At 74.2% G+C, this 26,640-nt stretch carries 19 protein-coding genes; 6 read left to right on the plus strand and 13 right to left on the minus strand.

Annotated features, from left to right (window positions below; genetic code table 11):
* The 3 genes from ACWEPF_RS31190 to ACWEPF_RS31200 all read right to left on the minus strand — a co-directional run.
* A partial coding sequence (locus tag ACWEPF_RS31190; RefSeq protein ID WP_452175185.1) for an MSCRAMM family protein occupies nt 1-4,807 on the minus strand: 4,807 nt, incomplete at its 3' end.
* Nucleotides 4,808-5,013: 206 nt separating this feature from the next.
* Nucleotides 5,014-7,419, minus strand: a complete 2,406-nt coding sequence (locus ACWEPF_RS31195; protein WP_452175186.1) for an ATP-binding cassette domain-containing protein — start codon at nt 7,417-7,419, stop codon at nt 5,014-5,016.
* Nucleotides 7,420-7,541: 122 nt separating this feature from the next.
* Nucleotides 7,542-8,942 (minus strand): amidase, encoded by a 1,401-nt coding sequence (locus ACWEPF_RS31200; RefSeq protein WP_452175187.1) that lies wholly within the window; start codon nt 8,940-8,942, stop codon nt 7,542-7,544.
* 198 nt (nt 8,943-9,140) lie between these two features.
* Between ACWEPF_RS31200 and ACWEPF_RS31205 the strand changes: the two genes are divergently transcribed.
* Nucleotides 9,141-9,533 carry a hypothetical protein gene (locus tag ACWEPF_RS31205; protein ID WP_452175188.1) on the plus strand — a complete coding sequence of 131 codons (393 nt, stop codon included), beginning with the start codon at nt 9,141-9,143 and terminating at the stop codon, nt 9,531-9,533.
* Here the strand turns inward: ACWEPF_RS31205 and ACWEPF_RS31210 are convergent.
* Both ACWEPF_RS31210 and ACWEPF_RS31215 read right to left on the minus strand, forming a co-directional pair.
* Nucleotides 9,506-10,162, minus strand: coding sequence for a response regulator (locus ACWEPF_RS31210; protein WP_452175204.1), 657 nt, complete (start codon nt 10,160-10,162; stop codon nt 9,506-9,508). The two genes, ACWEPF_RS31205 and ACWEPF_RS31210, sit on opposite strands and share 28 nt — an antisense overlap.
* Nucleotides 10,163-10,230: 68 nt before the next feature.
* Nucleotides 10,231-11,343 (minus strand): sensor histidine kinase, encoded by a 1,113-nt coding sequence (locus tag ACWEPF_RS31215; protein WP_452175189.1) that lies wholly within the window; start codon nt 11,341-11,343, stop codon nt 10,231-10,233.
* A 181-nt stretch (nt 11,344-11,524) separates the two neighbouring features.
* On the opposite strand from ACWEPF_RS31215, the gene ACWEPF_RS31220 reads away from it, so the two are divergent.
* Complete coding sequence (locus ACWEPF_RS31220; RefSeq protein ID WP_452175190.1) at nt 11,525-12,175, plus strand: DUF2306 domain-containing protein; 651 nt, start codon at nt 11,525-11,527, stop codon at nt 12,173-12,175.
* 40 nt (nt 12,176-12,215) lie between these two features.
* Here ACWEPF_RS31220 and ACWEPF_RS31225 read toward each other — a convergent pair whose 3' ends face one another.
* Nucleotides 12,216-12,959, minus strand: coding sequence for a hypothetical protein (locus ACWEPF_RS31225; RefSeq protein ID WP_452175191.1), 744 nt, complete (start codon nt 12,957-12,959; stop codon nt 12,216-12,218).
* 68 nt (nt 12,960-13,027) lie between these two features.
* Nucleotides 13,028-14,434 (minus strand): FAD-binding oxidoreductase, encoded by a 1,407-nt coding sequence (locus tag ACWEPF_RS31230; RefSeq protein WP_452175192.1) that lies wholly within the window; start codon nt 14,432-14,434, stop codon nt 13,028-13,030.
* 368 nt (nt 14,435-14,802) lie between these two features.
* On the opposite strand from ACWEPF_RS31230, the gene ACWEPF_RS31235 reads away from it, so the two are divergent.
* Complete coding sequence (locus tag ACWEPF_RS31235) at nt 14,803-15,252, plus strand: LppU/SCO3897 family protein (protein WP_452175193.1); 450 nt, start codon at nt 14,803-14,805, stop codon at nt 15,250-15,252.
* Between the two features lie 57 nt (nt 15,253-15,309).
* Here ACWEPF_RS31235 and ACWEPF_RS31240 read toward each other — a convergent pair whose 3' ends face one another.
* The 4 genes from ACWEPF_RS31240 to ACWEPF_RS31255 all read right to left on the minus strand — a co-directional run bounded on the left by ACWEPF_RS31240 (nt 15,310) and on the right by ACWEPF_RS31255 (nt 20,026).
* Nucleotides 15,310-16,182: a hypothetical protein gene (locus ACWEPF_RS31240; RefSeq protein ID WP_452175194.1), complete on the minus strand. Its 873-nt coding sequence runs from the start codon at nt 16,180-16,182 to the stop codon at nt 15,310-15,312.
* 149 nt (nt 16,183-16,331) lie between these two features.
* Nucleotides 16,332-16,640 carry a GNAT family N-acetyltransferase gene (locus tag ACWEPF_RS31245; RefSeq protein ID WP_345281742.1) on the minus strand — a complete coding sequence of 103 codons (309 nt, stop codon included), beginning with the start codon at nt 16,638-16,640 and terminating at the stop codon, nt 16,332-16,334.
* Nucleotides 16,641-16,688: 48 nt separating this feature from the next.
* Nucleotides 16,689-17,030 (minus strand): VOC family protein, encoded by a 342-nt coding sequence (locus tag ACWEPF_RS31250; RefSeq protein ID WP_345281744.1) that lies wholly within the window; start codon nt 17,028-17,030, stop codon nt 16,689-16,691.
* Nucleotides 17,031-17,173: 143 nt separating this feature from the next.
* Nucleotides 17,174-20,026 carry an SCO7613 C-terminal domain-containing membrane protein gene (locus ACWEPF_RS31255; protein ID WP_452175195.1) on the minus strand — a complete coding sequence of 951 codons (2,853 nt, stop codon included), beginning with the start codon at nt 20,024-20,026 and terminating at the stop codon, nt 17,174-17,176.
* Between the two features lie 276 nt (nt 20,027-20,302).
* Here ACWEPF_RS31255 and ACWEPF_RS31260 point away from each other — a divergent pair, with 276 nt between their 5' ends.
* Nucleotides 20,303-21,073 carry a hypothetical protein gene (locus tag ACWEPF_RS31260; protein WP_452175196.1) on the plus strand — a complete coding sequence of 257 codons (771 nt, stop codon included), beginning with the start codon at nt 20,303-20,305 and terminating at the stop codon, nt 21,071-21,073.
* Nucleotides 21,074-21,106: 33 nt separating this feature from the next.
* Here the strand turns inward: ACWEPF_RS31260 and ACWEPF_RS31265 are convergent, their stop codons facing one another.
* Nucleotides 21,107-21,853: an SDR family oxidoreductase gene (locus tag ACWEPF_RS31265; RefSeq protein WP_452175197.1), complete on the minus strand. Its 747-nt coding sequence runs from the start codon at nt 21,851-21,853 to the stop codon at nt 21,107-21,109.
* A gap of 103 nt (nt 21,854-21,956) precedes the next feature.
* Here ACWEPF_RS31265 and ACWEPF_RS31270 point away from each other — a divergent pair, with 103 nt between their 5' ends.
* A complete protein-coding gene (locus ACWEPF_RS31270; RefSeq protein WP_452175198.1) occupies nt 21,957-22,523 on the plus strand; it encodes a TetR/AcrR family transcriptional regulator in 567 nt (188 codons plus the stop codon).
* 15 nt (nt 22,524-22,538) lie between these two features.
* On the opposite strand, the gene ACWEPF_RS31275 is transcribed toward ACWEPF_RS31270, so the two are convergent.
* Nucleotides 22,539-23,120, minus strand: a complete 582-nt coding sequence (locus ACWEPF_RS31275) for an AMIN-like domain-containing (lipo)protein (RefSeq protein ID WP_452175199.1) — start codon at nt 23,118-23,120, stop codon at nt 22,539-22,541.
* A 178-nt stretch (nt 23,121-23,298) separates the two neighbouring features.
* Here ACWEPF_RS31275 and ACWEPF_RS31280 point away from each other — a divergent pair, with 178 nt between their 5' ends.
* Complete coding sequence (locus ACWEPF_RS31280) at nt 23,299-26,625, plus strand: hypothetical protein (protein WP_452175200.1); 3,327 nt, start codon at nt 23,299-23,301, stop codon at nt 26,623-26,625.
* Nucleotides 26,626-26,640 lie beyond the last annotated feature (15 nt).

Here is a 26,640-nt window from a genome sequence, read left to right on the forward strand (position 1 = left end):
CCGGAGCCGTGGCGGCGAGCAGTACCAGTCCGACGAGAGAGGCGGCCATCCGCCCCAACTGCCCTGATTTCAAAGGAGATCCCCCAGTCTGCGCGGAGCCGGTCTTCGGCAGCGGCGGGGTCTTCGGCACCGGCTGGTTGTCGACGGTCAGGGTGGCCGAGGAGTCCGGGCCGGTGAGGGTGACGGTGGCCGAGGTCACCGGGTCCTTCGGCAGCCGGTAACCCTGCGGCGCGGACACCTCCTGGAGGTGGTACCGGCCGGCCGGGACGGGCCCGAAGTGGCAGAGGCCGTCGGCGCCGGTGGTGCAGGCGTCCCCTGACCTGGTGTCACCGTCCTGCTGGAGCCCGTCGGTTCCGTTGGTCTCCTTCCAGAGCTGGAACACCGCGCCCGCCAGCGGGGCGTGGGTGTTCGCGTCCCGCTTGAGGACGTACAGGTGGCCGGGCTTGGGCTGGTTGACGGCCGTGGTGGAGACTCCGGCCGTGTGGTTGTCGATGGTCAGCACCAGCGGGCCGAGGACCGGCTGGTCGGCGAGCAGGTAGCCGTCCGGGGCGGCCGTCTCCTGCCAGTAGTAGGTGCCCCACTCCACGGTCGCGGAGCAGACGCCCGAGCCCGGGGTGGTGCAGGGGGTGCCGACCTTGGTGTCGGCGTCCTGCTGGAGGCCGTCGACGCCGTTGGTCTCCCGCCAGAGCTGGAAGACCGCGTCGGCCAGCGGTGCGCCGCCGGGCTCGGTCTTGGTGACCGAGACCTTGCCGGGGGCGGGCTGGTTCACGGCGGTGACGGTGGCGCCCGCCTGGTAGGTGTCGGCGGTCAGCACGAGCGGGCCGAAGTCGGCCGGGGTGGGCAGCTGGTGGCCTCGCGGGGCCTGGGTCTCCTGCCAGTAGTAGGTGCCGAGCGGCTGGGTGGAGGTGCAGACGCCGTCGGCGCCGGTGGTGCAGGGGCCGCCGACCTTGGTGTCGTCGTCCTGGCGCCCGGCCGTGCCGTTGGTGTCCTTCCAGAGCTGGAACACCGCGCCCGCCAGGGTCTTGCCCTTGGGGTCGGTCTTGAGGACCGTCAGCTTGCCGAGCATCGGCCGGTCGACGGCGGTGGTGGTGAGGCCGTTCTCGTGGTTCCGCTGGGTGAGCACCAGCGGACCGAAGACCGGCGGGTCGGGCAGCAGGTACCCGGGCGGGGCCGAGACCTCCTGCCAGTAGTAGGTGCCGACGGGCACCAGGACCGTACAGACGCCGTGCGCCGGGGTGGTGCACGGGTCGCCGACCTTGGTGTCGGCGTCCTGCTGGAGGCCGTCCGTGCCGTTGGTCTCGCGCCAGAGCTGGAAGACGGCGCCGGCCAGCGTCCGGCCGTCGGGGTCGGTCTTGGTGATGGTCAGCGCGCCGGGGCCCGGGTGGTCGACGGCCGTGGTGCTCACGCCCTGCCGGTAGTTGGCGGCGGTGAGCACGAGCGGGCCGAAGTCCGCCGGGTCCGGCAGCAGGAAGCCCTTGGGGGACGCCGTCTCCTGCCAGTAGTAGGTGCCCAGCGGGACCGTCGCGGTGCAGACCCCGTCGGCGCCGGTGGTGCAGGGGGTGCCGATCCTCGTGTCGTCGTCCTGGCGTCCGGCCGTTCCGTTGGTGTCCTGCCAGAGCTGGAAGACGGCTCCGGCGATCGGCTCGTCCTGCGGGTCGGTCTTGAGCACCTTCACGGCGCCGGTGATGAGGGTGTCCACGGCCGTGGTGGTCACGCCCGCCTGGGCGTTGGCGACGGTGAGCACCAGCGGGCCGAAGTCCGCCGGGTCCGGCAGGTGGTAGCCCGCCGGGGCGGTGGTCTCCTGCCAGTAGTAGGTACCCAGCAGGACGTTGGCCGTGCAGACGCCGTCGGCGCCGGTGGTGCACGGGTCGCCGACCTTGGTGTCGTCCGCCTGGCGTCCGGCCGTTCCGTTGGTGTCCTGCCAGAGCTGGAACACCGCCCCGGCCAGCGGCCGGTTCTGCGGGTCGGTCTTGGTGACGCTGACGTTGCCGCGCATCGGCTGGTCCACGGCCGTGGTGCTCACGCCCGCCTGGTAGGTGGACGCCGTCAGCACCAGCGGGCCGAAGACCGCGGGGCTGGGCAGCAGGTAGCCGGTCGGGGCGGCCGTCTCCTGCCAGTAGTAGGTGCCGAGTACCACGGTGGCGGTGCAGACGCCGCTCGCGGGCGTGGTGCAGGGGGTGCCCACGGCGGTGTCGTCGGCCTGCAGGCCGTCGGTGCCGTTGCTCTCCTGCCAGAGCTGGAAGACCGCGCCCGCCAGCACCTGGCCGCTCGGGTCGGTCTTGGTCACGGTGACCGCGCCGGTGATCGGCTGGTCGGTGGCGGTGACGGTGACCCCGGCCTGGTAGTTCGTCAGATCCAGCAGCAGGGGCCCGAAGACGGGGTTGGCGGGCAGGTGGTAGCCGTCGGGGGCCTTGGTCTCCTGCCAGTAGTAGGTGCCCAGCGGTACGGTGGCCGAGCAGAGGCCGTTGGCGTCCGTGGTGCAGGGGGAGCCGACGGCAGTGTCGGGGGTGCCGCCCGTGGTCTGGAGGCCGGTGGTGCCGTTGGTGTCCTTCCAGAGCTGGAAGACGGCGCCCGGCAGCACCTTCCCGGTCGGGTCGGCCTTGGTGACGCTCACCTGGCCGTCCGGCTGGTAGTAGCCGAAGTCGTAGGTGTGGTTGTTCTGGCCCGGGCCGCCGGTTGTGACGGCGTACTCGGGGAACCGGCCGCCGGGCGGGACCTTGCCGTCGCTGTCGATGAAGTCGTTGGTGCCGGCGTCGGCCTGGGTGACCACCCACTGGTACAGCGGGCCGCCCGGCTCGTAGTCGGCCGCCAGGTCGACCTTGATGGTGTACTGCGTCCGCGGCTTGAGGCCGCCGGTGACGTTGGAGTCGTCGAAGTAGTACTCACCGCGGGCGGTGGTCCTCATGGTGCCGACCACGGTGCCGGTGGAGTCGTACAGCCGGACGGTGGCGCCGGGCACCGGCTTTTCGCCCGGGTCCTGGATGCCGTCCCTGTCGACGTCGTACCAGACCCGGTTGCCGATCTGCAGCGGCGCCTCGTCGCAGAGCACCTCCAGGTCGGCCATCGAGCCGCCCTTGCCGAAGCCGGAGGTCAGCTGGTTGCCCATGCCGCTCGCCCGGGTGCCGTCCCGGTTGGTGAAGGCGGTGCCGCCGGTGAAGGTGGTCACGTCGTCCGGGTCGAGGGCCGAACTCGCGATCGAGGTCTCGACCTTGGAGAGCGCGACGCCCGCGTACAGGGCGTTGAAGTGGAAGGCGGTGCGCTGCTGGTTGTAGTAGCCCTGCCCTCCCGAGGTGGTGCTGCCGCAGCCGCGGTTCTCGGCCATCACGAACATCCCGCCGGAGTTCGGGCAGGCACGGCTCAGCGCGCCGCCCGCGGAGGGGGTGATCAGACCACCGCCGGCCACCGCCCGCATGCCCTGGCCGATCTGGTCGCCGTAGCGGTCCCGGAAGCCGAGGATCAGCGAGCCGTCGGTGTCGACGATGATGTCGGCGAGCATCGGCTCGGGATTGGAGGAGTAGGTGTTGCCGCAGGTGGTCCCGTCCTGGGTGAGCGGGATGGTGTCCGACCAGGGGTACCAGCCGTCGCCGTTGCAGGGCGCGACGGTGTAGGTGATCGGGCGCGGGTAGTTCAGCGGCTGGTCCATCACGACCGATCCGAAGGTGCCCGCGACCGGGTCGAAGGTTCGCACGATCGCCCGCAGGTCCGCCTTGGACCGGGTGGACTCGCCGGAGCAGACGCCGCCCAGGTAGACCACGCCGTCCTGGATCCCGATGCCGTACGGCCGCCAGTCGCCGGCCGCCGGGCAGGGGGTGTCCGGGCCCGGGATCGGGTAGACCGCCGAGGGGGCGGCCGCAGTCTTCTTGGTCGCGTCGTAGCGGTAGAGCTGACGGTCCGCCAGGTTGACCACGTAGAGGTCGTTGCCGTCCTCGGAGACCTCGACGTCACCCAGCGACTCCTTCGCCACCGAGGGGGCGAAGGCCAGGTCCATGTCGGTGGTGAAGTCGTGGGTCGCGCTGCCCGCGTTCGGCACGGTGGTGAACTGCGTGGTGGTGTTGGTGGCCATGTCGGTCAGGTAGATCCCGCCCTGGCCGAGCGGGCCGTAGGCCGCGCCGCGGTGCGCGTGGGCACCGGAGAAGACCCACTTCTTCTGCTTGCTGTACCCGATGCCGTAGAGCGAGCCGGTGGTCGCCTTGTCCGAGACGTCGGTGGTCTGGTTGTTGGTGCCGCGCGCGTTGTACGGGAACTTCACCAAGGTCCGGGTGCCGGAGTCGCCCGAGACGTTGTTGCGGATGCACGCCGTCATCAGGGTGGCGTTCTTCTGGCAGTAGTCGCCCGGGTTCCAGAACGCCGTGGTGAACGAGACGTTCTTCCCGGCCGAGAGGTCGACGAACTCCTCGGTGCTGCTCAGGTCGCCCGGCGCGGCGCTGAGCCCCCGGCGGTCGGCGAAGGCCGAGTACAGGACGCCCGGCTTGGGGTTGACGACCTGCACCCGGTACTTGCCGCCGACCAGCGCGCTGCCCGCCGGACTGAGCGTCAGGGTGCCGTTGGCGGTGGTGGTGCCGGTGACGGTGGTGCCGGCGTCGTCGGTCAGGTTGACCGTCACCCCGGACATCCCGGGCTCCAGCGCCGTCCCGTCCCACAGGCCGTTGCCGTTGACCTCGCGGACCACCCGGACGGTCACCGAACCGTCCCCGGCGTCGGCGTTCGCGCCGCCGGGGACGAGGCCCAGGTAACTCCCGCAGACCGCCAGGACGGTGGCGGCGGCCAGGGCCTTCTTCCGTCCTGGTGACGGAGGTTCTCTCCGCACGTGTGCGAGGCGTGTCAGTCGTCTGTGGAACACCGGAGCACCAGCGCCCTTTCCTGGAGGAACAGTTCCCAGGACTGTGCGCCGGTGCGTGCGCCGGTGTGCCGAGACACGACGCGCCGGTCAGCGCGTCGTGTCGGAGTTCATCCTTTCGGTCAGCAGTAGTGCTACTTGTCCTTCCGGTCGCGGTACGCCGGGCGGCCGAGCGCTCAGGCGCCGACGTACGCCGCCAGGTGCTCGCCCGTCAGGGTGGAGCGGGCGGCGACCAGTTCGGCCGGGGTGCCCTCGAAGACCACCGTGCCGCCGTCGTGGCCGGCGCCCGGACCGAGGTCGACGATCCAGTCGGCGTGGGCCATCACGGCCTGGTGGTGCTCCACCACGATCACCGACTTGCCGGAGTCCACCAGCCGGTCCAGCAGCCCGAGCAGCTGCTGCACATCGGCCAGGTGCAGGCCGGTGGTCGGCTCGTCCAGCACGTAGAGCCCGCCCTTCTCGCCCATGTGGGTGGCCAGCTTGAGCCGCTGGCGCTCGCCGCCGGAGAGGGTGGTGAGCGGCTGACCGAGCGTCAGGTAGCCGAGGCCGACGTCCGCCAGCCGGTCCAGGACCCGGTGCGCGGCCGGAGTGGCGCCGGCCCCGGCGGGGCCGAAGAACTCCTCGGCCTCCGTCACCGACATCGCCAGCACCTCGCTGATGTCCTTGCCCCCGAGGTGGTAGTCCAGCACCGAGGCGTCGAAGCGCTTGCCCTCGCACTGCTCGCAGGTGGTCGCCACCCCGGCCATCATCGCCAGGTCGGTGTAGATCACCCCGGCGCCGTTGCAGGTCGGGCAGGCGCCCTCGGAGTTGGCGCTGAACAGGGCCGGCTTCACCCCGTTCTCCTTGGCGAAGGCCTTGCGGATCGGGTCGAGCAGCCCGGTGTAGGTGGCCGGGTTGCTCCGCCGGGAGCCCTTGATCGGGGTCTGGTCCACGACCACCACGCCCGCCTCGGCGGCGGCCCGGCTGCGGACCAGCGACCCGTGCACCAGCGAGCTCTTGCCCGAGCCGGCCACCCCCGTCATCACCACCAGCACCCCGAGCGGGACGTCCACGTCCACGTTCCGCAGGTTGTGGGTGCTCGCGCCGCGGACCTCCAGCACCTCGGAGTACTTGCGCACCTCGGCCTTGAGCGAGGCCCGGTCGTCCAGGTGACGGCCCGTCACCGTGCCGCCCTCGCGCAGCCCCTCGACGCTGCCCTCGAAGCAGACCGTGCCGCCCGCCGTCCCGGCCCCCGGACCGAGGTCGACCACGTGGTCGGCGATCGCGATGACCTCCGGCTTGTGCTCCACCACCAGCACCGTGTTGCCCTTGTCCCGCAGGCGCAGCAGCAGCTCGTTCATCCGCTGGATGTCGTGCGGGTGCAGGCCGGTGGTGGGCTCGTCGAAGACGTAGGTCACGTCGGTGAGGGAGGAGCCGAGGTGACGGATCATCTTGACCCGCTGGGCCTCGCCGCCGGAGAGCGTCCCGGCCGGCCGGTCCAGCGAGAGGTAGCCGAGGCCGATCTCCACGAAGGAATCGAGGGTGTGGCCGAGCGAGTCCAGCAGCGGGGCCACCGAGGGCTCCTTCAGCCCGCGCACCCAGCCGGCCAGGTCGCTGATCTGCATGGCGCAGGCGTCGGCGATGCTCACCTTGCCGATCTTCGAGGAGCGGGCCGCCTCGCTCAGCCGGGTGCCGCCGCACTCCGGGCAGGAGGTGAAGGTGACCGCGCGGTCCACGAAGGCCCGGATGTGCGGCTGCATCGCCTCCGGGTCCTTGGAGAGGAAGGACTTGCGGAGCTTGGGGATCAGGCCCTCGTAGGTGAGGTTCACCCCGTTGACCTTGACCTTGGTCGGCTCGCGGTAGAGGAAGTCCTGCATCTCTTTCTTGCTGAACTCCCGGATCGGCTTGTCCGGGTCCAGGAAGCCGGAGTTGGCGAAGATGCCGACCGTCCAGACGTTGTCCGCCTTGTAGCCGGGGATGGTGATGGCGCCCTCGGAGATCGACTTGGAGTCGTCGAACAGCTCGGCCAGGTCCAGGTCGCTGACGGAGCCCCGGCCCTCGCAGTGGGGGCACATGCCGCCGGTGATGCTGAAGCTGCGCCGCTCCTTGACGGTCTTCCCGGCCTTCTCGACCGTCACCGCGCCCGCGCCGCTGATCGAGGCGACGTTGAAGGAGAAGGCCTGCGGCGAGCCGATGTGCGGCTTGCCCAGGCGGCTGAACAGGATCCGCAGCATCGCGTTGGCGTCGGTGGCGGTGCCGACGGTGGAGCGCGGGTCGGAGCCCATCCGCTGCTGGTCCACGATGATCGCCGTGGTCAGGCCCTCCAGCACGTCCACGTCGGGGCGGGCCAGGTTGGGCATGAAGCCCTGGAGGAAGGCGCTGTAGGTCTCGTTGATCATCCGCTGCGAGTCCGCGGCGATGGTGTCGAAGACCAGCGAGCTCTTCCCGGAGCCGGACACGCCGGTGAACACCGTGAGGCGGCGCTTGGGGATCTCCACGCTGACGTTCTTGAGGTTGTTCTCGCGCGCGCCGTGGACCCGGATCAGGTCGTGACTGTCGGCGACGTGCGACGCGGGCGGCTGCTTCGCGGCCTTGCTGGCCATGCTCTGTCTCCATCCGTGTGACGGGACCGCCCCTCCGCGCTCCCAACCGTTCTTCCTCGCTCGCCCGATCTTGCCAGTTCGGACCGACGGGGGACGGTCGGGTGCGCGGAGGGCGCGGCCCGTCAGTCCTGGATGCGGCGCCAGGGGCGGTCGGCCTCCAGGGCGAAGGCGAGTTCGAGGAGCAGGCGCTCCTGGCCGTGGGCGGCGGAGAGGTGGACGCCGATCGGCAGGCCGTCGGGGGCGGCGCCGGTGGGGAGGGTGATCGCCGGGCCGCCGGTGACGTTGTTGACCGGGGTGAAGGCCACGTAGCGCAGCAGACGCTCCGTCAGCTCCTCGAACTCCACGGTGGGGCTGAGGTGGCCGAGCGGCGGGGTGGTGTGGGCCAGGGTGGGGGAGAGGATCGCGTCGTGGTCGCGGAAGATGCCGGCGTAGGTGCGCTCGGCCTGCCGCAGGCGGCGCAGCACGCCCGGGCCCCGGCGGTACTCGCGCAGGAAGCTGCGCCGCAGGCCGGTGGTGAGCGGGTCGAGGTCGCGGGAGCGGAAGCTGCGGTCCACCACCAGGCGGCCGGTGGAGGCGATCACGAAGGCGATGAAGCCCCAGTAGAGGAGGAAGTCGCGGGAGAAGTCGGTGCCGAAGGGCAGGCTGGCGGGGGTGACCTGATGGCCCATCGCCTCCAGCCGGGCGGCGGTCTCCTCCACCGCGCGGCGGGTCCGGTCGTCGCTGACCGCGATGGGCGAGTCCACCACCAGGCCGATCCGCAGCTTGCGGCTGCCCGGGCCCTCGACCAGGCCGATCGGCGGCAGGGCGGGGTTGCGGTGCTGCTGCTCGGCGGCGGCGTAGAAGGCGGCCGTGTCGCGGACGGAGCGGGTGACCACGCCGTCGGTGACGATGTCCAGCGGGAGTTGGCGGCCCTGCTCGTTGGGGACCAGCCGGCCGCGGGTGGGCTTGAGGCCGACCAGGCCGCAGGCCGCCGCCGGGATCCGGATCGAGCCGCCGCCGTCGTTGGCGTGCGCGATCGGCACCACGCCGGAGGCCACCAGCACGGCCGAACCGCCGGAGGAGGCGCCGGCGGAGCGCGAGGGGTCCCAGGGGTTGCGGACCGGCTCGGCGGCGGCGTACTCGGTGGTCGCGTTCAGCCCGAACTCCGGCAGCCGGGTCTTGCCCAGCACCGTCACCCCGCTGGTCATGAACAGCTCGGTGAACGGCGCGCTGCGCCGGGCCGGGCGGGCCCGGAAGGCGGCGCTGCCGTGGCCGGTCGGCACGCCGAGCAGGTCGACGTTGTCCTTGAGGTAGGTGGGCACGCCGTACAGCGGGCCGTCGGGCGCGCCGGGGGCGGAGCGCGGGGCGTCGTGCAGGGCGAAGGCGACGGGGCGCAGCGCCTCGACCCGCGCCGCGCGCCCGGCCGCGGCGGCGGCCAGCTCGGCCGGGCTCACCGCTCCGGAGCGGACGGCGGCCGCCAGGGCCACCGCGTCCTGCTCGCCCAGCGCGTCGTCGCCGAACGCGTGCACCCGGCCGTCGGTCATCTCGCTCCTCCGTACCTACTGCCCGGTAACGGCCGGGCAGGGCAGCAGTGTACGGGCGGCGTCGCGGTGCGGCCAGAGGCCTGGGCGACCCGGCGGAGAGCGCTTGCTGACGGGGCGTCGGAAATCGCGTTGACCCTTCGTCCGCGACGCGGCGATGGTGGCGTTGATGTCCTGACGATCACCTCCAGGGGGCCGCTGATGATGTTCGGGTACTCGGACGACTGGTGGGTGCTCTTCCTGTACCCGGCACTGCTCTGGCTGCCGGTCGGTCCGTTCGTGATGACGGCCATGGGGGTGGCCTGCGCCCGGCACCCGGGCCGGCGGGCCCGGCTGGCCTCGGTGCTGCTGCCGCTGCTGCCGGTCACGGTGGTCGGCGTGATGATGGCCTTCCCGCTGGAGCGCTGGGACGACGAGCGTCGCCGGCAGGACTTCCTGGAGGGCTACCTCGGGGTCTACGTCGGTCTGGTCACCACGCTGCCCTGGCTGCTCGGGTACCTGGTGGCGCGGACCGTCCGGGCGGTGAGGGCCCGGCGCGGCCGGGCGTCCGAGCCGGTGACGGAGGATCAGGAGGACATCAGCCCGCCGCGGTAGGAGATGGCCACGGCCTGGGCCCGGTCGCGCGCGCCCAGCTTGGCCAGCACCCGCTTCATGTGGGTCTTGACGGTGGATTCGGCGAGGAACAGCCGGGTGGCGATCTCCGGGTTCGAGCAGCCCTCGGCGGCCAGCCGGAGCACCTCGCGTTCGCGGGTGGTGAGGCGGGACAGGCGCGGGTCCTCGGGCTGGGAAAGCGCTTGCCCGGGCGCGGCGGAGGCGATCCGGTCCACCAGCGCCCGGGTCACCGCCGGGTCCAGCAGGGCCTCGCCGGCGGCGACCGCGCGGACGGCCTCGATCAGCCGCTCCGGTGAGGCCCGCTTGAGCAGGAAAGCGCTTGCCCCCGCCCGCAGCGCCTCCCAGACGTACTCGTCGTGCTGGAACACCGTCAGCACCAGCACCCGGGCCGGATGCGGCCCGGCCACGATCCGGCGGGTGGCCTCGATCCCGTCGATCCCCGGCATCCGCACGTCCATCAGCACCACCTCCGGCCGCAGCTCCTGGCAGAGCCGGACCGCCGCCAGGCCGTCGGCTGCCTGCCCGACCACCTCCAGGCCTTCGTCGGTGCCCAGCACCAGGGCGATCCCGGCCCGCAGCAGCGCGTCGTCCTCGGCCACGACCAGCCGGATCCGCCGCCGCTCCGGACTCTCCGCGTCCCGACCCTGCGCCTCCCGACCCTGCGCCTCCTGACCCGCCGTCACCGGACCGGCAGGACGGCGTGCAGCCGGAAGCCGCCCCGGTCACCTCCCCCGTGCTCCACGCTGCCGCCCAGCATCGAGACCCGCTCCGAGATCCCGATCAGGCCGCCCCCGGGCACGTAGCCCTCGGCCGGTCCCCGGCCGTCGTCGCTGACCTCGATCTCCAGGCGGTCCCCGAGCCGCCGCACGGAGACGTCGGCGGTCGCGGCCCGGCCGTGCTTGACGGTGTTGGTCAGCGCCTCCTGGACGATCCGGTAGGCCGAGACGTCGATGCTGCGCGGCAGCCGGGCGACCTCGCCCGGATCCAGCCGCAGGCCGACCGTCAGCCCCGCCCGGTCCATCCGCCCGGTGAGCCGGCCCAGGTCCGCCAGCCCCGGCCGCCCTGACGGGTCGTCCGGATCCTGCTCCGGCTGGTGCCGGAGCGCGGCCAGCACCCGGTCCAGCTCGTCCAGGGCGTCCCGGCCGGTCTGCTCCAGCTCCGTGAGCACCGTGCGGGTGCGCTCCGGCTCGCGCTCCAGCAACCGCCGGGCCGCACCCGCCTGGACCAGCATCACGTTCACCGTGTGCCCGACCAGGTCGTGCAACTCCCGCGCCATCCGGGCCCGTTCGCCGCTGACCGCCTCCCGGTGCAGCCTGGCCCTGGCCGCCTCCCGCTCCTCCAGGCGCCGAGCCGAGCCGTAGCCGATCGCCCAGCCGAGCAGCCAGAGGAAGAGCACCCCGGCCGGAATCGCCGGATAGGTGCGGGCCCCCTCCGAGCCGGTGAAGTACCCGGCCATCCCGGCCAGCGCGATGAACGGCCCGGCCCACGCCCGGGCCCGGGTGCCGTGCAGGCCGAGCGCGTGCAGCACCACGATGTTGGCGTACGGGGCGACCGGCGAGGTCAGCACCCAGAGCGACTCGGCCGACAGCGCGGCCGTGCCCGCCAGGTAGGCGCTGAGCGGGGTCGAGCGGCGGGCGGCGACGGCGGCCGCCTGGACGGTGCTGAGCAGCACGGCGAGCGGCATCCGGTCGCCCAACTCCGGTGCCGCCGAAACCCGTTCGACGAGCATGGCGGCGAGGAAGGCGGCGGCGAGGAGCAGGTCGAGCACGAGGCTGCGGGACGGTCGCGTCATGTGGTGGTGTTCCCGGACGGGTCGCAGGGGTCGGTCCGCGGCACCGTATCGGCGTCCGCACCCCCGGCGCATCACCCTTCGGGGGTACTCCGCACCCGCCCGGCCACCCCCGGGGAGGATCATGGCGGCAGCCCCCGGCGGGGGACGCCCCGCCGGGGCCGCCGCGCCTACCTTGCGCCCCATGGACAACGCCACGCACCACCGGGCCGACCGCCCCGCCTCCCTCCTCCCGCGCCGCACCGCGCTCGCCCTCTTCGCCTTCCTCGGACTGGCGGTCGCCCTGCTCTCCGCGCGCTACTTCACCCTCGACCCCGAGACCTTCCTGGAGGACCAGCGCGCCACCTACCTCGCCCACCTCGTCCCGCTGCTGTGCCACATCGGCGGCGGGACGGTGGCCCTGCTGCTCGGCCCCTGGCAGTTCGTGGCCCGGCTGAGAACCCGGCGGCCCGCCGTGCACCGCTTCGTCGGGCGGGTCTACCTGCTGAGCGCGGCGGTCACCGGCCTCGGCGGTCTGGCCCTCGCCCCGTACGGCCTCTATCCGCCGATCGCCCCGATCGGGTTCGGCCTCCTCGCCGTGCTGCTCCTGGGCACCTCCGCCGCAGCCCTCCGTACGGCCCGTCAGCGCCGCTTCGACCGCCACCGGGTCTGGGCCGTCCGCTCCTACGCCCTGATCCTGGCCGCCGTCACCCTCCGGGTCTGGCTCCCGCTCTTCGACGCGCTCGGCGCGCCCTTCGACCAGGCCTACGCCGCCGCCGGGTGGACCTGCTGGCTGATCAACCTCGCCGTCGCCGAGGCCTTCCTGGCCAGGAAGCCTTCCACACGGGTGAGTTGAGCCCGGCCGCGCGGCGTCCGCCGGCACCGGGCCGGGCGCCTCACCCGCGGGGTGGTGGCCAAGGGAATCCGAGCGCGCGGGCGGAGTCGGCCGAGCCGCCGCAGAGCTCGGCGTAGGAGCGCGGATCGCGCTCCGTCAACTCCCGCGCGAACCGCGCCGCCTGCACCGCCGGGTCCTCGTCCGTCACGATGAGCTCCTTGCGGAACTGCAGCCACGGGGCACTCCCCGAGGCACGGGCGGTGGGGTGGCCGAGCAGGACGTCGACCGTGCCGGGCCGCCACGAGGAGGCGCTGATCAAGCCGAACCGCCACCGCTCCAGCGCTGCGGCGTCCGCGCGCAGCCGCTCGCCGAGGAGCCGGGCCGTGGTCCGGGCGGGCCACTCCCAGCTGTGGTCCTGCTCGGCGCGGGCGACCTCGGCGTCGTACCGGCGGGCGTCGAAACGGAAGTCGGGCAGCTCGGGGGCCGGCCCGTTCCTGTCGCGCCAGCCGTGCCACAGCACGTGGTCCCCCACGCGTTCGACGGTGGTGCAGAGCGCACCGCAGCAGCCCCAGGTGCACTCGGCCTCCGCCAGTTCCACCTCACGCGGCTCGTCGCCCGCGCGCAGCCCCCGGTCCGCGCTCAGCAGCCGCTCCGGTTCGTGGCCGGGGCCCGGGGCGAAGGCCTCGGCGATGATGTCGCGCCCGTCGACGATCGGATGGACCGCGGCGGTGACGACGGTGAGGCCGCGGGGCCCGGTGCTGGTGGAGGTGCGGATGTCGATGCCGAAGCTGTTCGTGCCGATCACCGGGCGATTCTCCCAGTCCGCCGGCCGGCCCGGTCACCCGCCCGGGCTCGGCGGCCTCTGATCCGTGCTCAGAAGGCCTTGCCCGGGTTGAGGATCCCCAGCGGGTCGAAGGCGTGCTTGACGCTGCGGTGGAGGTCCAGCACGGCCGGGTCCAGGGCGGTGGCGAGCCGGCTGCGCTTGAGGGTGCCGACGCCGTGTTCGCCGGTGATCGAGCCGCCGAGGTCGAGGGCCTTGCGCCAGAGCTGCTCGGCCTTCCGGTGGGCCTCCCGGAAGGTTTCGGGGGTGCGGTCGGGGAGGATCAGGACCGGGTGCAGGTTGCCGTCCCCGGCGTGGCCGACGGTGGCGATCCGGACGGTGCCCTCCCGGCCGGTGCGTTCGATGTGGCCCAGCATCTCGACCAGGCGGCTGCGCGGCACCACCACGTCCTCCACGATGGTGGCCGCGCCGGAGGCGAGCAGCGCCTCCCCCGCCGAACGCCGGACGGAGAGCATCTCCTCGGCCCCGTCCGCGCTGCTGGACATCGTCATCGAGGTGGCCCCCTGCTCCTGGCAGAGCCGCACCATCTCGGCCACCAGCCGCTGGGCGTCGCCGCCGTCGGCCTGGCCGATGAGCAGGGCCGCGGAGGTGGTGTCGGCGCCGCTCGGCCGGTAGGCCTCGACGGCGTCCAGCGCGGCGCGGTCGAGCAGTTCGAGCATGGACGGCCGTCCGGACAGCCGGGCGATCGAGGCGACGGCCGCGCCGGCGGCCCGGAGGCCGTCGAACCCGGCGGTGAAGGTGGCCGGTTCGGTGGTCGGCACCGGGCGCAGCCGCAGGGTCGCCGCGGTGATGATGCCGAGGGTGCCCTCCGAACCGACGAACAGCCGGGTCAGGTCGTACCCGGCGACGTTCTTGAGGGTGCGCCCGCCTGTGCGGACCAACCGGCCGTCGGCGAGCACCACTTCGAGGCCGAGCACGTTGTCGGCGGTGACGCCGTACTTCACGCAGCGCAGTCCCCCGGCGTTGGTGGCCACGTTCCCGCCGATGGTGGAGACCTCGGCGCTGCCCGGATCCGGCGGGTAGAACAGCCGCTGCGCGGCGGCGGCCCGGCCGAGCGCGCCGTTCACCACCCCGGCCTCCGCCACGGCGTACTGGTCGGCGGCGTTCAACTCCCGGATCGCGGAGAGCCGTTCGAGCGAGAGCACGACCCCGCGCGCCAGCGCGGATGCCCCGCCCGCGAGCCCGCTGCCCGCGCCGCGCGGTACCAGCGGCACGCGGTGACGGCTGGCCCACCGGGCGATCCGCCGGACCTGTTCGACGTCCTGCGGCAGCGCGACGGCGAGCGGCAACTCGTGTTCGACCGTGTCGGCGCGGTCCCCGGCGTAGGGGCGGACCTCGCCCTCCTCCTGGAGGAGCGCGTCCCCGCCGAGCAGCGCGCGGAGTTCGGAGATCTCCGGCAGAGCCGTGGTCCGCAGGTGCACGGCCGGAACAGCGTTCACGAATCACCCAAGTCGTCAGTGCGGAAAAGCCGGTGGACGGATGGCACGGTCGAATCGGAGGGGAGCAGGTGACGCGTTCTCGTCATTCTCGGGCGCACCGTGGGAGGGGCGGTCGCGGAGTGCGCTCCGATTCGCCTTCGATCCTGCCGGGCCGCGCACACCAGTTGACGCATTTTCAGGACAACCCACGTGTCTGACGTGGGGTTGTGTCATAATTCCTCCACTCCGCAGGTGATTAACCGGATTTGAGTACTCGTCCGACCGGCGGAAATCCGAGGCACTTCCCGGGAACGGCTCTTCACGCCCGCTTTGTCATGCCCTAGTCTCTCGGGGCCGAGAGTGCGCAACGACCACGGGGGGATTCCGAGATGAGCACACCGCCGACCGCCGACCAGTACGCCGCGGACCGGCCCGGAGGAGCCTGGGACCCGGCCGCAGCGTCGGGCCCGGGCCCGGACGCACCGCCGCCGTGGGTCCCGCCGCGGCGCCGGGCCCGGCGTCTGCTGCGGGGCGGCCTGGCGGGGCTCGGGATGGTCGCCCTGGTCGCGGTGGCGCTGGTGGTGGCCGGCTACTACTACCGCGACGCCCCGATCACCGCCGACGCCGGTGACTGCGTGCACAACACCGGCACCACCGAGGACCCGGAGGTCAGTGTGGTGCCGTGCTCCGCCCCCGAGGCCGAGTTCGTGGTGATCAAGATGATCCACCTGGTGAACGAGGACGCCTGCGACGAGGTCCCGGGCACCATCGCCACCTACCGCGAGGAGCGCAGCCGCGCCTCCTTCAGCCTCTGCTTGGGCCGCAACGACTACTCCTGACAACTCCTGACGCAGGCCGCCCGACGGGCCGTCAGGGGCTCTCAGGGCGGTAGGTGTTCAGGAGTCGAGGCGGAGGTGGGCCAGGGCCTTGTCGTCGTGGGGTTTGGGGCGGGGCCAGGCGATGGCGTCGGGGTCGGTGGTCTCGGCGTGGTGGATCGCGTCGACGACCTGCTGGGGGTGGCTGCGGCGGGAGTCGGCGAGGAGGGCGGGCCAGTCGAGCAGGTGGTGGTCGGTGACGGCGGAGGAGACGCCGTCGGTGAGCAGGAGGACGTCGGTCAGCTCGGCGAGGGGCCAAGCGGCGGTGACGGCGCGCAGTCCGGCCTCGGGGGTGGCCTCGGCGACCCAGTAGCCGCCGTCGCGGTTGATCACGGTGTGCTGGAACTCGCGGAGTTCACCCATCAGTTCGCGGTGGCGACGGTCGAAGCCGGACCCGGCGGCGAGCCGGGCGCGGTACTCGGTGGTCTGCGGGCGGGGGTCGAGCAGTCCGGCCAGCCGGTCGTCGCTGAGCACCGAGGCGGAGCCGTCCCGGTGGAAGGCCACCACCGGGCTGTCACCGAGCACGGCCGCCTCCAGGCGGGGGCCGTTGCGGCGGACCACGGCGACGGTGGCGGCCGGGCCGCGGCCCGGCCGGAGGCCGTGCTCGGCGGCGACGGCGGCTATCGCGGAGGCCAGCAGGGCGGGCAGCGGGAGCGCCGGACGGCCGAGGAGCTGCTCGGACAGCTGCGCGCCCAGGGTCCGCGCGTACCAGCCGCCGAGCGGTGTCTCGTCGCTGACGGTCGAGACCCCGTCGAGTACCACCACCGCGTCCGGCAGCACCACGATGTGGTCCTCCGTCAGCCGCTCGGGGCCGCCCCCGGGTCGTTCGCCGACCAGTACCCGCCAGGGGGCGGACGCCCCATGGCCCTGCGCTGTGCTGGTCTTCCGGTCCACTCCGCACCTCCGCCGTGGAGTCTGGCGGCGGAAGGTGAACGGCGGGGGACGGAGAGCGGGACGACCGGGGTGCCGCGCGATCAGGTACGCGGCACCCCGGCCGGGTTCACGGGTCCCCGGCGGACGGGCGGGGAGGGGCGGGGAGGGGCTCAGAGCTCGAAGTAGTCGCGGCTGTCGACCGGGACGAGGTCCACGTACTCCGGGTGCTTGGCGATCCAGGCCTTGATGTACGGGCAGTACGGGAGCACGGCGAGGCCGCGCTCGCGGGCGTCGTCCAGGGCGAAGCGGGCGAGCGAGCTCGCCAGGCCCTGGCCCTCGAAGGCCGGGTTGACCTCGGTGTGGGTGAAGGCGATCTCGCCCTCCCCGAGGCGGTACTCGGCGAAGCCGGCGAGCCGGTCGCCGTCGACTATGACCTCGTAGCGGGAGAGGTCTTGGCGGTCGACGATCTTCGATTCCATCGGGGCTCCAGCCTGGTCGGTGAGGCGCTCGTACGCGCGTGCGGTCCGTCAGTGGCCGTGGCTGACGCAGAACTCGTTGCCGGCCGGGTCCTGGAGAACGGTCCAGGACAGGCCGGGCGCCTGCTGTTCGCCGACGACCGTGGCGCCCAGCTCCACCAACCGCCGGACCTCGGCCGCCAGGTCGTCGGCCGTGAGGTCCAGGTGGACCCGGTTCTTGCTCAGCTTGGGTTCGGACACCTGCTGGAACCCGAGCGTCAACGGCTTCGCACCGACCATCACGAACTCGCCGAAGTCCTGGGAGATCTCGGCGTCGAGCACGGTGGCCCACCACTGGGCCAGTTCGCGCGGGGAGGAGCAGTCGATCGTGATCATCGTTGCGGAGACAGTCATGGATCACCCTAACCACAGCCGCCCCCGCCCGCGTCAAGCGCCTGACATGCCGTCATCTGCGCCGGAGCGGTCCGTCAACTCCGTACCGGCCCCGGCCCGTCGGCTCGGGGCGGCACCGGACCGTCCGTGCCCGGCGGGGACCCTCAGTGGAGGCGCCGCAGACCGTCGCGGACCCGGCGGGCGTCGCGCAGGCGGCGTTCGTAGGTGGCCCCGAGGACCAGCAGGAGCAGACCCGCCGCCGCCAGCGGGACCCAGCGGGGCAGGGCGCCGATGAGCTGGGTCACCAGCGGGGTGAGCTCGTGCACCGCCACGGCGGTGAGGGTGACGGCACCGAAGAGCAGCGGGGCGCGGAGCCGCTGCCGGGCGCCCAGGACGGTCAGGGCGAGGGCCGCCGTGCCGAGCAGCAGCGGGCGCGGCCAGGTCGGCTCGGCCCAGACCGCGACCAGGCTGGGGAGCAGGGCGAGGCCGAGCCCGGCGCCGTAGGCGGCCGTGGAGGAGAGCTCCGGGCTGCGGCGCCGCCGCAGGTGACCGATGGTCAGCGCGGCGGCCGCCACGCTCAGCGTGTACGGCTCGGGGACGGTGACCCCGGCCAGGGCGAGCCGCACCCAGGAGGAGAGCACCAGCAGCCCGGTGCCGACCAGCGCCGCCCGGCGGCGGTCCGGCCGCAGCGCCACGGCGAGCGCCAGCACGCCGCCGACGGCCAGGGCCAGGCTGAGCGCCCCCGGGTGACCGGCCGTCAGGGCGAAGGCGGGGAGCGCGAGGGCGTATCCCGTCCCCTCCACGGCCAGGGCGAGCGAGCTGCGGTCGCCCCGGTGCGCGATGCCGGCGGCCGCCGCGACGGTGAGGGCGGTCACGGCGAGGAGGAGGAACGCGAGCTCGTACGCCGCCAGACCGCCGGTCTGCCCGGCGGCGAGGGCGGTGACGGCGAGGGAGGCCACGGCGAAGCCGCCGAAGGGCGCTGCCCAGCGGTGCGGGAGCCGGGAGGCGAGGAGCGCGGCGCCGGCCGTCAGGGCGGACCAGACGACGAGCGTGGCGGTCCGGTCGGTGCCGCCCCAGATCACGGCGGCGGTGGCGGACGGGAGGAGCACGAGCAGGTGGGAGGTGGGGTCGGTGGGGTGCTGGAGGGCGAGGGCGGCGGTGGCGGCCGCGGTGAGCGCCAGGGCCCAGAACGCCCCGGTGGTGAGGGGGAGTTCGAAGAGGGTGGGGAGCAGGCAGGCGAGCGTCGAGCCGGTGGCGAGGGCGGTGCGGAGCAGGACGTGGGCGGGGGCGGTGCGGCCGGTGCGGGCGCAGCGGAGCGCGGTGGTGGCCAGGAGGGCGGTCAGCAGCGCGAACAGGGCGGCGGGGGCGAGGGGGAGCGACCAGGCGGTGGTGTGGAGCTCGGTGGCGTCGGTACCGGGCCAGTCCCAGGCGAGGGCCCAGCGCTCGACCGGGCCGAAGAAGGCACGGGCCAGGGCGGGCAGGACGGCGAGTTGGGCGAGGAGGACGGCGGCGGCTCCGGCGATGAACAGGCCGAGGGAGGTGGGCGGGGCGGGCGGCGTCGCGGGACCGGTGGCGTCGGTGGCTGCCGGGTGCGGGGTGGCTCCCTGGGCCGGGGACCCTCCGAGGGCGCCGCCGTCCGCGTCGGGCGTCCTGCTCGACCTGCCGGCCTCGGAGGTGGCGGCCTCGGGCGTGCCGGCCTCGGAGGCGGCGGCCTCGGACGGGGCGGTCTCGGGCGTGGCGGAGGTCAGGACCTGGAGGGCGGCGAGCAGCAGGAGCGCACCGGGGACGGCGTAACCGGCCGGGACCCAGGAGGCGGGGAGGGAGAAGCGCAGGCTCGCGCCGATCGCGGCGAGCGGCGCGGCGCCGGCCAGGACGGCGGCCGCGCACCGCAGTTCGTGTCCGACCGTGCGGGGGAGCAGGGCGGCCGGACGCCCGGTGGAGACCGCGACCCCGAGGGCCGAGAGCAGGGCGAGCGCGGGCCAGGCGAGCCGGGCCTCCGTCAGGGACGTCGCCGTGAGCAGCTGGGTGGCGGAGGTGAGGGCGCCGAGCAGGGTGAAGCCGACGCCGCAGGCGACGAGCGCATGGGCGAGGCGGCCCGCAGTGGGGGCGGGGGCGGTGACGGGCGTGGCGGTGACGGCGTCCGTGCGGACGCGCGGAGCACGGCGGGAGGTGCGGGTGGCCAGGAGGAGGTCGAGCAGGGCGGTGAGCAGGAAGGCCGTCGCGTAGCCGCCGATGTCGGTGTCGATCGCCAGGGCGGCCAGTGAGAGCGGCAGTTGGGCCAGGGCCAGGGCGGTGGCCCGCGGGCCGCGGAGCTTGAGCACGGTGCCGTAGGACGCCGCGCCGAGGGCGGTCAGGGCGGTGGCGGCCGCCCAGTAGGAGGCGGCGGGGACGCGGTCGAGACCGGCGAGGCCGACGGTGCGGGCCGCGAGCCAGTCCAGCAGGACCAGGGCCAGGCCGAGCACGGCGGAGGTCTCGGCGGTCGCGGTCAGGCCGCGGCGGCGCAGCGGCAGCGGGGCGAGGAGCGCGCACAGGGTGACGCCGGCGAGCACGGCGGCCCGGCCGCCGATGCCGAGGCTGCCCCAGCTGACGACGGTGAAGACCAGCGCGGCGATCGCCACCATCAGGCCGCCGAGCACCAGCAGCACGGTCTGCGCCGACGGCCCGGAGACCTCCTTGCCGGCTGCGGGTACGGGCGGCCGCCCCCAGGGCGCGGCGGGCGCCGCCCAGTTGGGGCCGACGGGGCCGCCGGGGCCCGCAGACAGCTGCTGGGACCATGGCAGCGGCGCCGGCGGGTCGGGAAGGTCCTGTCGGGCGCGCAGGGCGCCGAGGAGCTGGTCGCGCCGGACGATCAGGCCCTGCCGTTGGGCGTCGAGCGCGTTCAGGGCGACGGTCACCTGCCAGAGCGCGGCAGCGTCCTGTCCGAGCAGCGGCAGCCGGCAGGCGGGGCAGCGGGCGGTTCCGGGGGCGGTGGCCAGTGGCGCTCCGCACCCCGGACAGGGCAGTGAACCGGTCGTCATGACGGAGATTGTGAGGCCGGAGCGGGTGCTCGGCCATGAGTACGGCTACTCATCTCCCGTGCTCAGCCGCTCGGCGGTACCGGGGCGGCCCGTCGGGGCTCCGTCGGGGCTCGGTCGGGGCTCGGCGAGGGCCGGGCCGGCAGGGGCGGGGAGACGGTGCGGGCGGGAAGTCGGAGAGCCGTCGGAACTGATCACTCTGACGGACCGTCATCTTCACCGGAGCGCCGCACGATCGGCACTTCCGTGACCGTTCCCCGCCGAAGCCCGAGGTGACCCGTGGTCGACACCGTCAACACCGTGATGAACCGTCTGCACGAGGTGCTGGCGGACATGCTGACCAGGGGTGCCGCGACGGCGGGCACCCGGGGCCTGCACGAGGTCATCGAGCGCGCGACGGCGCTGGGGCCGCAGGCCGCCTGGCTGGCTGCCGCCGGGCGGGGGAGCCTCGCCGGGCTGGCCATCGCGCAGGGGCAGTCGGAGGTGGCCCTGTTCCACCTGGAGGCCGCGGTGGACGGGGGCTACAACGACTGCGTGCTGCTCCACATGCCGGTGGTGGCCCCGCTGCACCGCGATCCGCGGTTCCAGGCGCTGTACGCGCGGATGCGGATATCCCAGGCGGACCTGGACGAGCTGTTCTGGCTGCACCGGGAGGCGCAGATCATGATGAAGCAGTCCCGGGACGCGAGCGTCGACAACATCGGCCGCCTGGACAACGGGGTGTCCCTGCTTCCGCAGGCCCCGATGCCGACCCGTGAACCCGACACGGTCGGCGTCCTGATGACCCGCGTCGACCTGGCCGCCACCCAGACCGCGCTCCAGGCCGCCGCCGTCCGGGCGGACCTCCAGCGCGCCTCGGGCAACTTCAGCCTCAGCCTGATCGACGACTCCTGGGACTACGGCCGGGCCAGGCGTGACGCCTGGTACGCCGACGGGTTGGAGTCGCACCGCCTCCAGGCGGGCGAGCTCCGGGCCTTCGTCGAGCGGCCCGGCGTCTCGCACGCCCTGCTGCCCTGTCCGCCGCTGGGCTCGCTCGTCTACCCGGGCTGAGGGCGAGCGGCCGGCCGGCCCTGGCGCGGCGCCTCACCGCTGGGCGGTGGGCCGTACGACGATGTCGTTGACGTCCACGGCGGCGGGCTGGGCGACCGCGAAGGCGATGGCCTCGCCGACCGCCGCCGGAGGGATCGCGAACTCGTCCTTCGCGGAGGCGAGTTCGGCGCGCACGCGGTCGTCGGGGACGGAGCCGATGAAGTCCGTCCGGACGAAACCGGGTGAGACCACGGTCACCCGGACGTCCGGCCCGGCCTCCAGGCGCAGGCCCTCGGAGACGGTGCGGACCGCGTTCTTGGTCGCGGCGTACACGGCCTGGTTCGGCACGACCTTCAGGCCCGCGGTGGAGACGACGTGGACGAACTGGCCGCCGCCCTGGGCGCGGAAGACCGGCAGCGCGGCGGCGATCCCGTGGAGGACGCCCTTGAAGTTGACGTCGACCATCGCGTCCCAGTCCTCGACCCGCAGGTCGTCGAGCGGGGAGACCGGGCCGATCCCGGCGTTGGCGACCAGGACGTCGAGGCGTCCGAACCGGTCCCGGGCGAGCGCCACCAGGGCGGCCAGGTCGGCGCGGCGGGTGACGTCGGTGGCGGCCCAGACGGCCTCGCCGCCCAGATCGGCGATGCGGGCGGCCAGGTCGCGCAGGCGGTCGGTGCGCCGGGCGCCGAGGACGAGGCGGGCGCCGCGCTCCGCCAGCAGGAGCGCGGTGGCCTCGCCGATGCCGCTGCTCGCACCGGTGATGGCGATGGTCTTGCCTCGGATGCCGTCGGTTCCGGACATGGGTGTGCCCCCTTGGAGTCGAACCGGACACGTGTCCGGAACTGCGGCAAGCGTAGCGGACACGTGTCCGCTTATGATGGGGGCGACGGTCGGAGGGTTGGGAATGGCTGAGGATTCACCGGCGGCACGACGTGCCGACGCGGAGCAGAACCGTGCGCGCATCCTGGCGGTGGCGCGGGGTGCGCTGGCGCGCTCCGGGGGTGAGGTCACGCTGAAGTCGATCGCGGGGGAGGCGGGCGTCGGGCAGGGCACGCTCTACCGGCACTACGCCACGCGGGAGGCGCTGGTGCTCGAGGTCTACCGGCAGGACGTCACCGAACTCGTCTCGCTGGCCGGGGAGCTGTCGGACCGTCAGGAGCCGTGGCCGGCGCTGCGGTCGTGGTTCGACCGGCTGGCGGAGTTCGGGCGGGTCAAGCACGGGATGGCCGGGGCGCTGGACGCGGCCACAAGGAGCGACCTGTCCGCGGAGCACTACCAGCCGGTGGTCGATGCGATCGAACGGCTGCTGGCCGCCTGCCGGGAGGCCGGAGAGGTGCGGCCCGACGTGGATGCCGCCGACGTGCTGCTCCTGGTCGGCTTCCTGTGGCGCGTCGACTGGACCGACGCGCCGGACGGGCGGGCCCAACGGCTCCTCGGCATCGCCCTCGACGGCCTCCGCCTCCGAGGGTGAAGCCGCGGAGTCGGGTCAGGGGGTCGCGGTCCAGCTGTGGGCGACGTCGATGACCAGGCGGTCGTCCAACTGGAAGACCTGGAAGGGGAGTCGCGCCCGGACGCCGAGGCCGAGCTGGGTGCGGCCCTCGAAGCTGGAGGCGAACTTGGCCTCCACGAAGGTGCGGTAACCGGTGAGGTCCACGCCGGGAAGCGGCTGGCCGGCGCGGCCCGGGTAGGTGGGGGTGCCGGTCGCGGGTGAGTAGGAGGGGGCGTCGGCGTAGATCTCCAGAACCGCTCCGCCGCGGACGGCGATGGGGCGGCCGGAGCCGTCCTGGTAGAGGGTGTCGACGTACTGGACGTGGTAGCCGACCGGGTGGGCGGCGGAGGTGCCCGGCACGTCGAGGACGAGGCGGTCGAAGCAGGGATGGGCCCCGGCGCGGACGTTGGTGAGGGGCTGGGAGTTGGTGGAGGTGGCGGACCTCGGCAGGCTGCCCCAGCCCGTGGGGCAGGTCACCGAGCCTGCTGCCGCCGGTGCGGCGGGGGCGGCGGGCGCGGCCGAGGCCACGCCACCGCCGAGCAGGACGGCCACCAGGGGGATCACGACCAGGCGTTTCATCGGGTGCCTCCTCGGCTCGTTCCCGGCCAGTCACGAACAAGGACGTGGGCAGACCGCCGATGGTTGCGCGCCGGGCCGCGGTCGGTAAGGGAGTTGCGCACGTGGCCGGTGGGGTGGCAGCATCCCCGGCCATGACGACGAAGCGAAAGGCCGCGCGCCTCACCAGCAGGTGAGCGCGGTGGCAGAGCAGCAGAAGGACCGCTGGGGCATCCCGAGTCACCAGGACCTGCCCCGGTCCGCCCGGCAGCGCGCGATCGCGCAGTGGGCCCGGCGGCTGACCCCCGACGAGTACCGCGAGGTGCACGCCTCCCTGGACGGCGGGAGCGACGGGGACCGGCACACGGGGCTCTTCCTGGCGACCGTCCGCCGCGACCTCGACCGCGTGGTGGTGGCGCTCCACGACCCCGCCCTCCGTTCCCGTGCCCTGGCCGCGGCCGGACGACTGCCCGTTCCGGACGAGGCCCTGGCCGAGGTGGCCGGGACCGCGCCGCAGGCCCACCGGCTGGCCCTCTACCGGCAGTTGCGCAGGACCGGCAGGCGTGAGCTGGCCGACCGGCTGCTGCCCGAGGTGTACGACCGGTACGGACGGCGGGAGGCGGCGCAGCTGTTGGCGGCCTGCTCCCCGGAGGCCGTCCACCCCTGGCTGTCGCGGGTGAGGCTCACCGACGGGGTGCTGGTCGGACTGGCGAGGAGCGCGCCGCTCGCGGTGGTCCGGTTCCTGGCCGATCAGGAGAGGGCGGAGCTCCGGGGGCCGCGCCGAGCCGCGGACCGGACCCCCTGGCGCGGCATGAGCCGGCGCCTGGTCACCACCGCGACCCGGCGGGATCCGGAGGCGGGACTCCACCTGCTGGCCACGGCGCCCCACCTGCTCACCGGCGAGGCCGCGGCCGAGCTGCTGACACATCGGCCCGGTCGGCTCGCGGAGCTCGTCCGAGCGGGTGCGATCGGTGAAATCCCGCTGGCGGAAGGCGAGTTGACCAGCAGTACGGCAAGGGCACTCAGGCGTCTGCCGGAAGAGCAGCTGGTGCTGCTCGCCCGCGTCTGCCGCCCGACCCGCCGAACCCACCTGCACCAGGGCCTGCTCGTCGAGCCGCTGCTCGCCCTGCTGGGGCCCGACCGTCGGGCCGAGGTGGCGTCGCAGTTGATCGAGGAGTCCACGAGCGGGAACTTCCCGGCGGCCGGCCTGGTGCTGGCGCTCGGGGCGGAGCGGCGGGCCGCGCTGGCCCGCTCCTACCTGGCGGACCGGCCCGCCCGCCGCGGGGCGAGGTTGCTCCGGGTGGTCCGGCTGCTCCCGCTGGCGGAGGCGGAGGAGCGGTTGGCGGAGGTGGCGGGCTCGCCGCGCCACCACGAACGGGCCGACGGGTGGGCCGCCTTGCTGGACTGCGCGACCGCGCAGGGCGATCCGGCCGAGTACGCCCGGGTGGTCCGGCTCTCCGCACGGGCCTGGCACGACCATCCCGAGGTGCGGCAGCGTGCGCTCCGGCGCATCGCCGGGGCACCGGAGGGCCTGCTGGCCGCGGTGCCGGCCGAGGTGCTGCGGGACGCCGCCCTGACAGTGGCCCAGGCCAGGGACACCACGGCGCACTGCCTGCGGCCGATGGCCGCCTGGCTGCGCCGGAGCACCCACCGCGCCGCGGCGGACGGAGACCTCCCGCGTGCGGCGGAACTCACCGGTCTGCTGGCCCAGTTGGCCGGGCATCCGCGTGCTCCGCGGAGCGCCACGGTCGAGCTGGGGTTCTCCGTGCCGGTGGCGGAGGGAGTGTGGGACCGTCTGCACGCGACCCCGGCGATGCGCCGACCCGGGCGCTGGCTGCGGTTGGCCGCGATGCTGCCCCCACTGCCGACGGTGGATGCCCGCCTGGAGGCGTACCTGCTGGGCGGGCAGGCGCAGTCCGATCGGGACGGGATCCGGGGGCAACAGCAGGACGAGTCGCGGGAGTTGGCGGCCGCGCTGTGGCTGCGCCCGGCCGGCGGCGGGCGGGACGTCCGCTGTGGCCGGCTGGTCGGCGCCGACCCGGCCTCCGTCCCGACGGAGGCCGGTTGGGAGGTGCTGTCCCGCCGTCGGACCGACCTGCTGGCGGGCGTCTTCACCCGGGCCCGGGAGCACGGCGTCGCCTGGGCGCCGCCGCTGCCGCCCGGGACGGGTCCGCAGGCCGCGGCGGCTCACACGGCGCTGGTGGGGCCGGACGTCTTCGACGACGCGGCCGAGCAGGCCGGACGGGTGGCCGCCGCTCGGGTGCTGACCGATCCCGTCCTGCTGAGGGAGGCGGTCGAACGCGGGCCGCAGCCGGTGGCGGCCGCCGCGCTGTGGCAGGTGGCGCAGGTGGCGCCGCCCGAGGAGGCGCTGCCGCTGGTGGTGTCCCATCTGGGTGGGGGCGGGGTGCGCGGACGGGCGGCCGCCCTGGCGGTCCGTCACCTGCTGGCCAGGAGCGCCGAGGGGGAGGCCGAGTCGCTGCTGACCGGATGGCTGACCGGCACGGTGTCCCGGGTCGGCGTCGGCGCCGGGAAGGAACTGGTCGCCGCCCTGGGGGACCTGTCGGACCGGGTGGTGCTCCGCACGGCCCTGACGGTGTGGGACTCCCCGGGCCTGCACCGGGACGTGCGGGCCCGGCTGGCGGGCCTGCTCACGGGATTCCTCGACCGCCCGGAGGTGGCGGCCCGGCTGTCGGACGCCCTGGGGGAACCGGCCGTCTGGGAGGCGGTGTCCGGGGCCGTCGCGCAGGAGCGCGACGCGGCGCTGCGGCCCGCGTTGGAGCGGTTCCTGGGCGCGGCGACGGAGCACCCGGATCCGGATGTCGCCGACGGTGCGTTCACCGTCCTGCGCGACGTGATGCGTGCCGACGGACCCGGAGCCGCCGCTGTGGAGCGGGAGTTGCTGACCTTCGGGCAGCAGGGCCGGATCTGGCGGTCGGCGGTCCGGCTGATCGCCGGAGTGGAGGACGGCCCTGCCCACGTCGAGGTCTGGACCCGCGTGGTGGACCGTCTGGCGCTGCTGGCGCAGGGCGGTCCGAGCGCCGACGACGGGTCGGTCGCGGAGCAGGCCCGGACCCGGCTCGCGGCCCTGGCCGGAGGCCAGTTCGGCCCCGAGGTCGGCGCGCCTGTCCTGCTGGACGTCCTGGCGGACCGGCTCGCGGCCGTCGGGCTCGGCGGGGCGGCCGTACGGACGGCGATGGTCCCGGCGGTGCGGGCGCTGGTCGGGGGCGATCCGGCCGCAGAGCGCTGGAGCCGGATCCTGGACCTGCTCGAAGGCCATCCGCTGCGCTGGACGGGACTGCCGGAGGGCCTCGGTCTCCGCTGGGGCGACGAGCTGCCGGAGCTCGCGCTGCGGGCCGTGCTCGACCAGTTGCGCGCCCGCGGGTCGGCGGAGGGCGTCGTGCTCGCGGCCCGGCTGGTCGGGTGGATCACCGGTCGTCTCCGGACTCCGGAGTGGTGGAGCGAGGAGCTCGCCGCATGGCGGGGCCATCCGGATCCGGACGTCGCCGAGCTGATGATCACGGTGGGTTAGACGGCCCGGCGGGTT

It is taken from the genome of Kitasatospora sp. NPDC004289 (assembly GCF_053602875.1).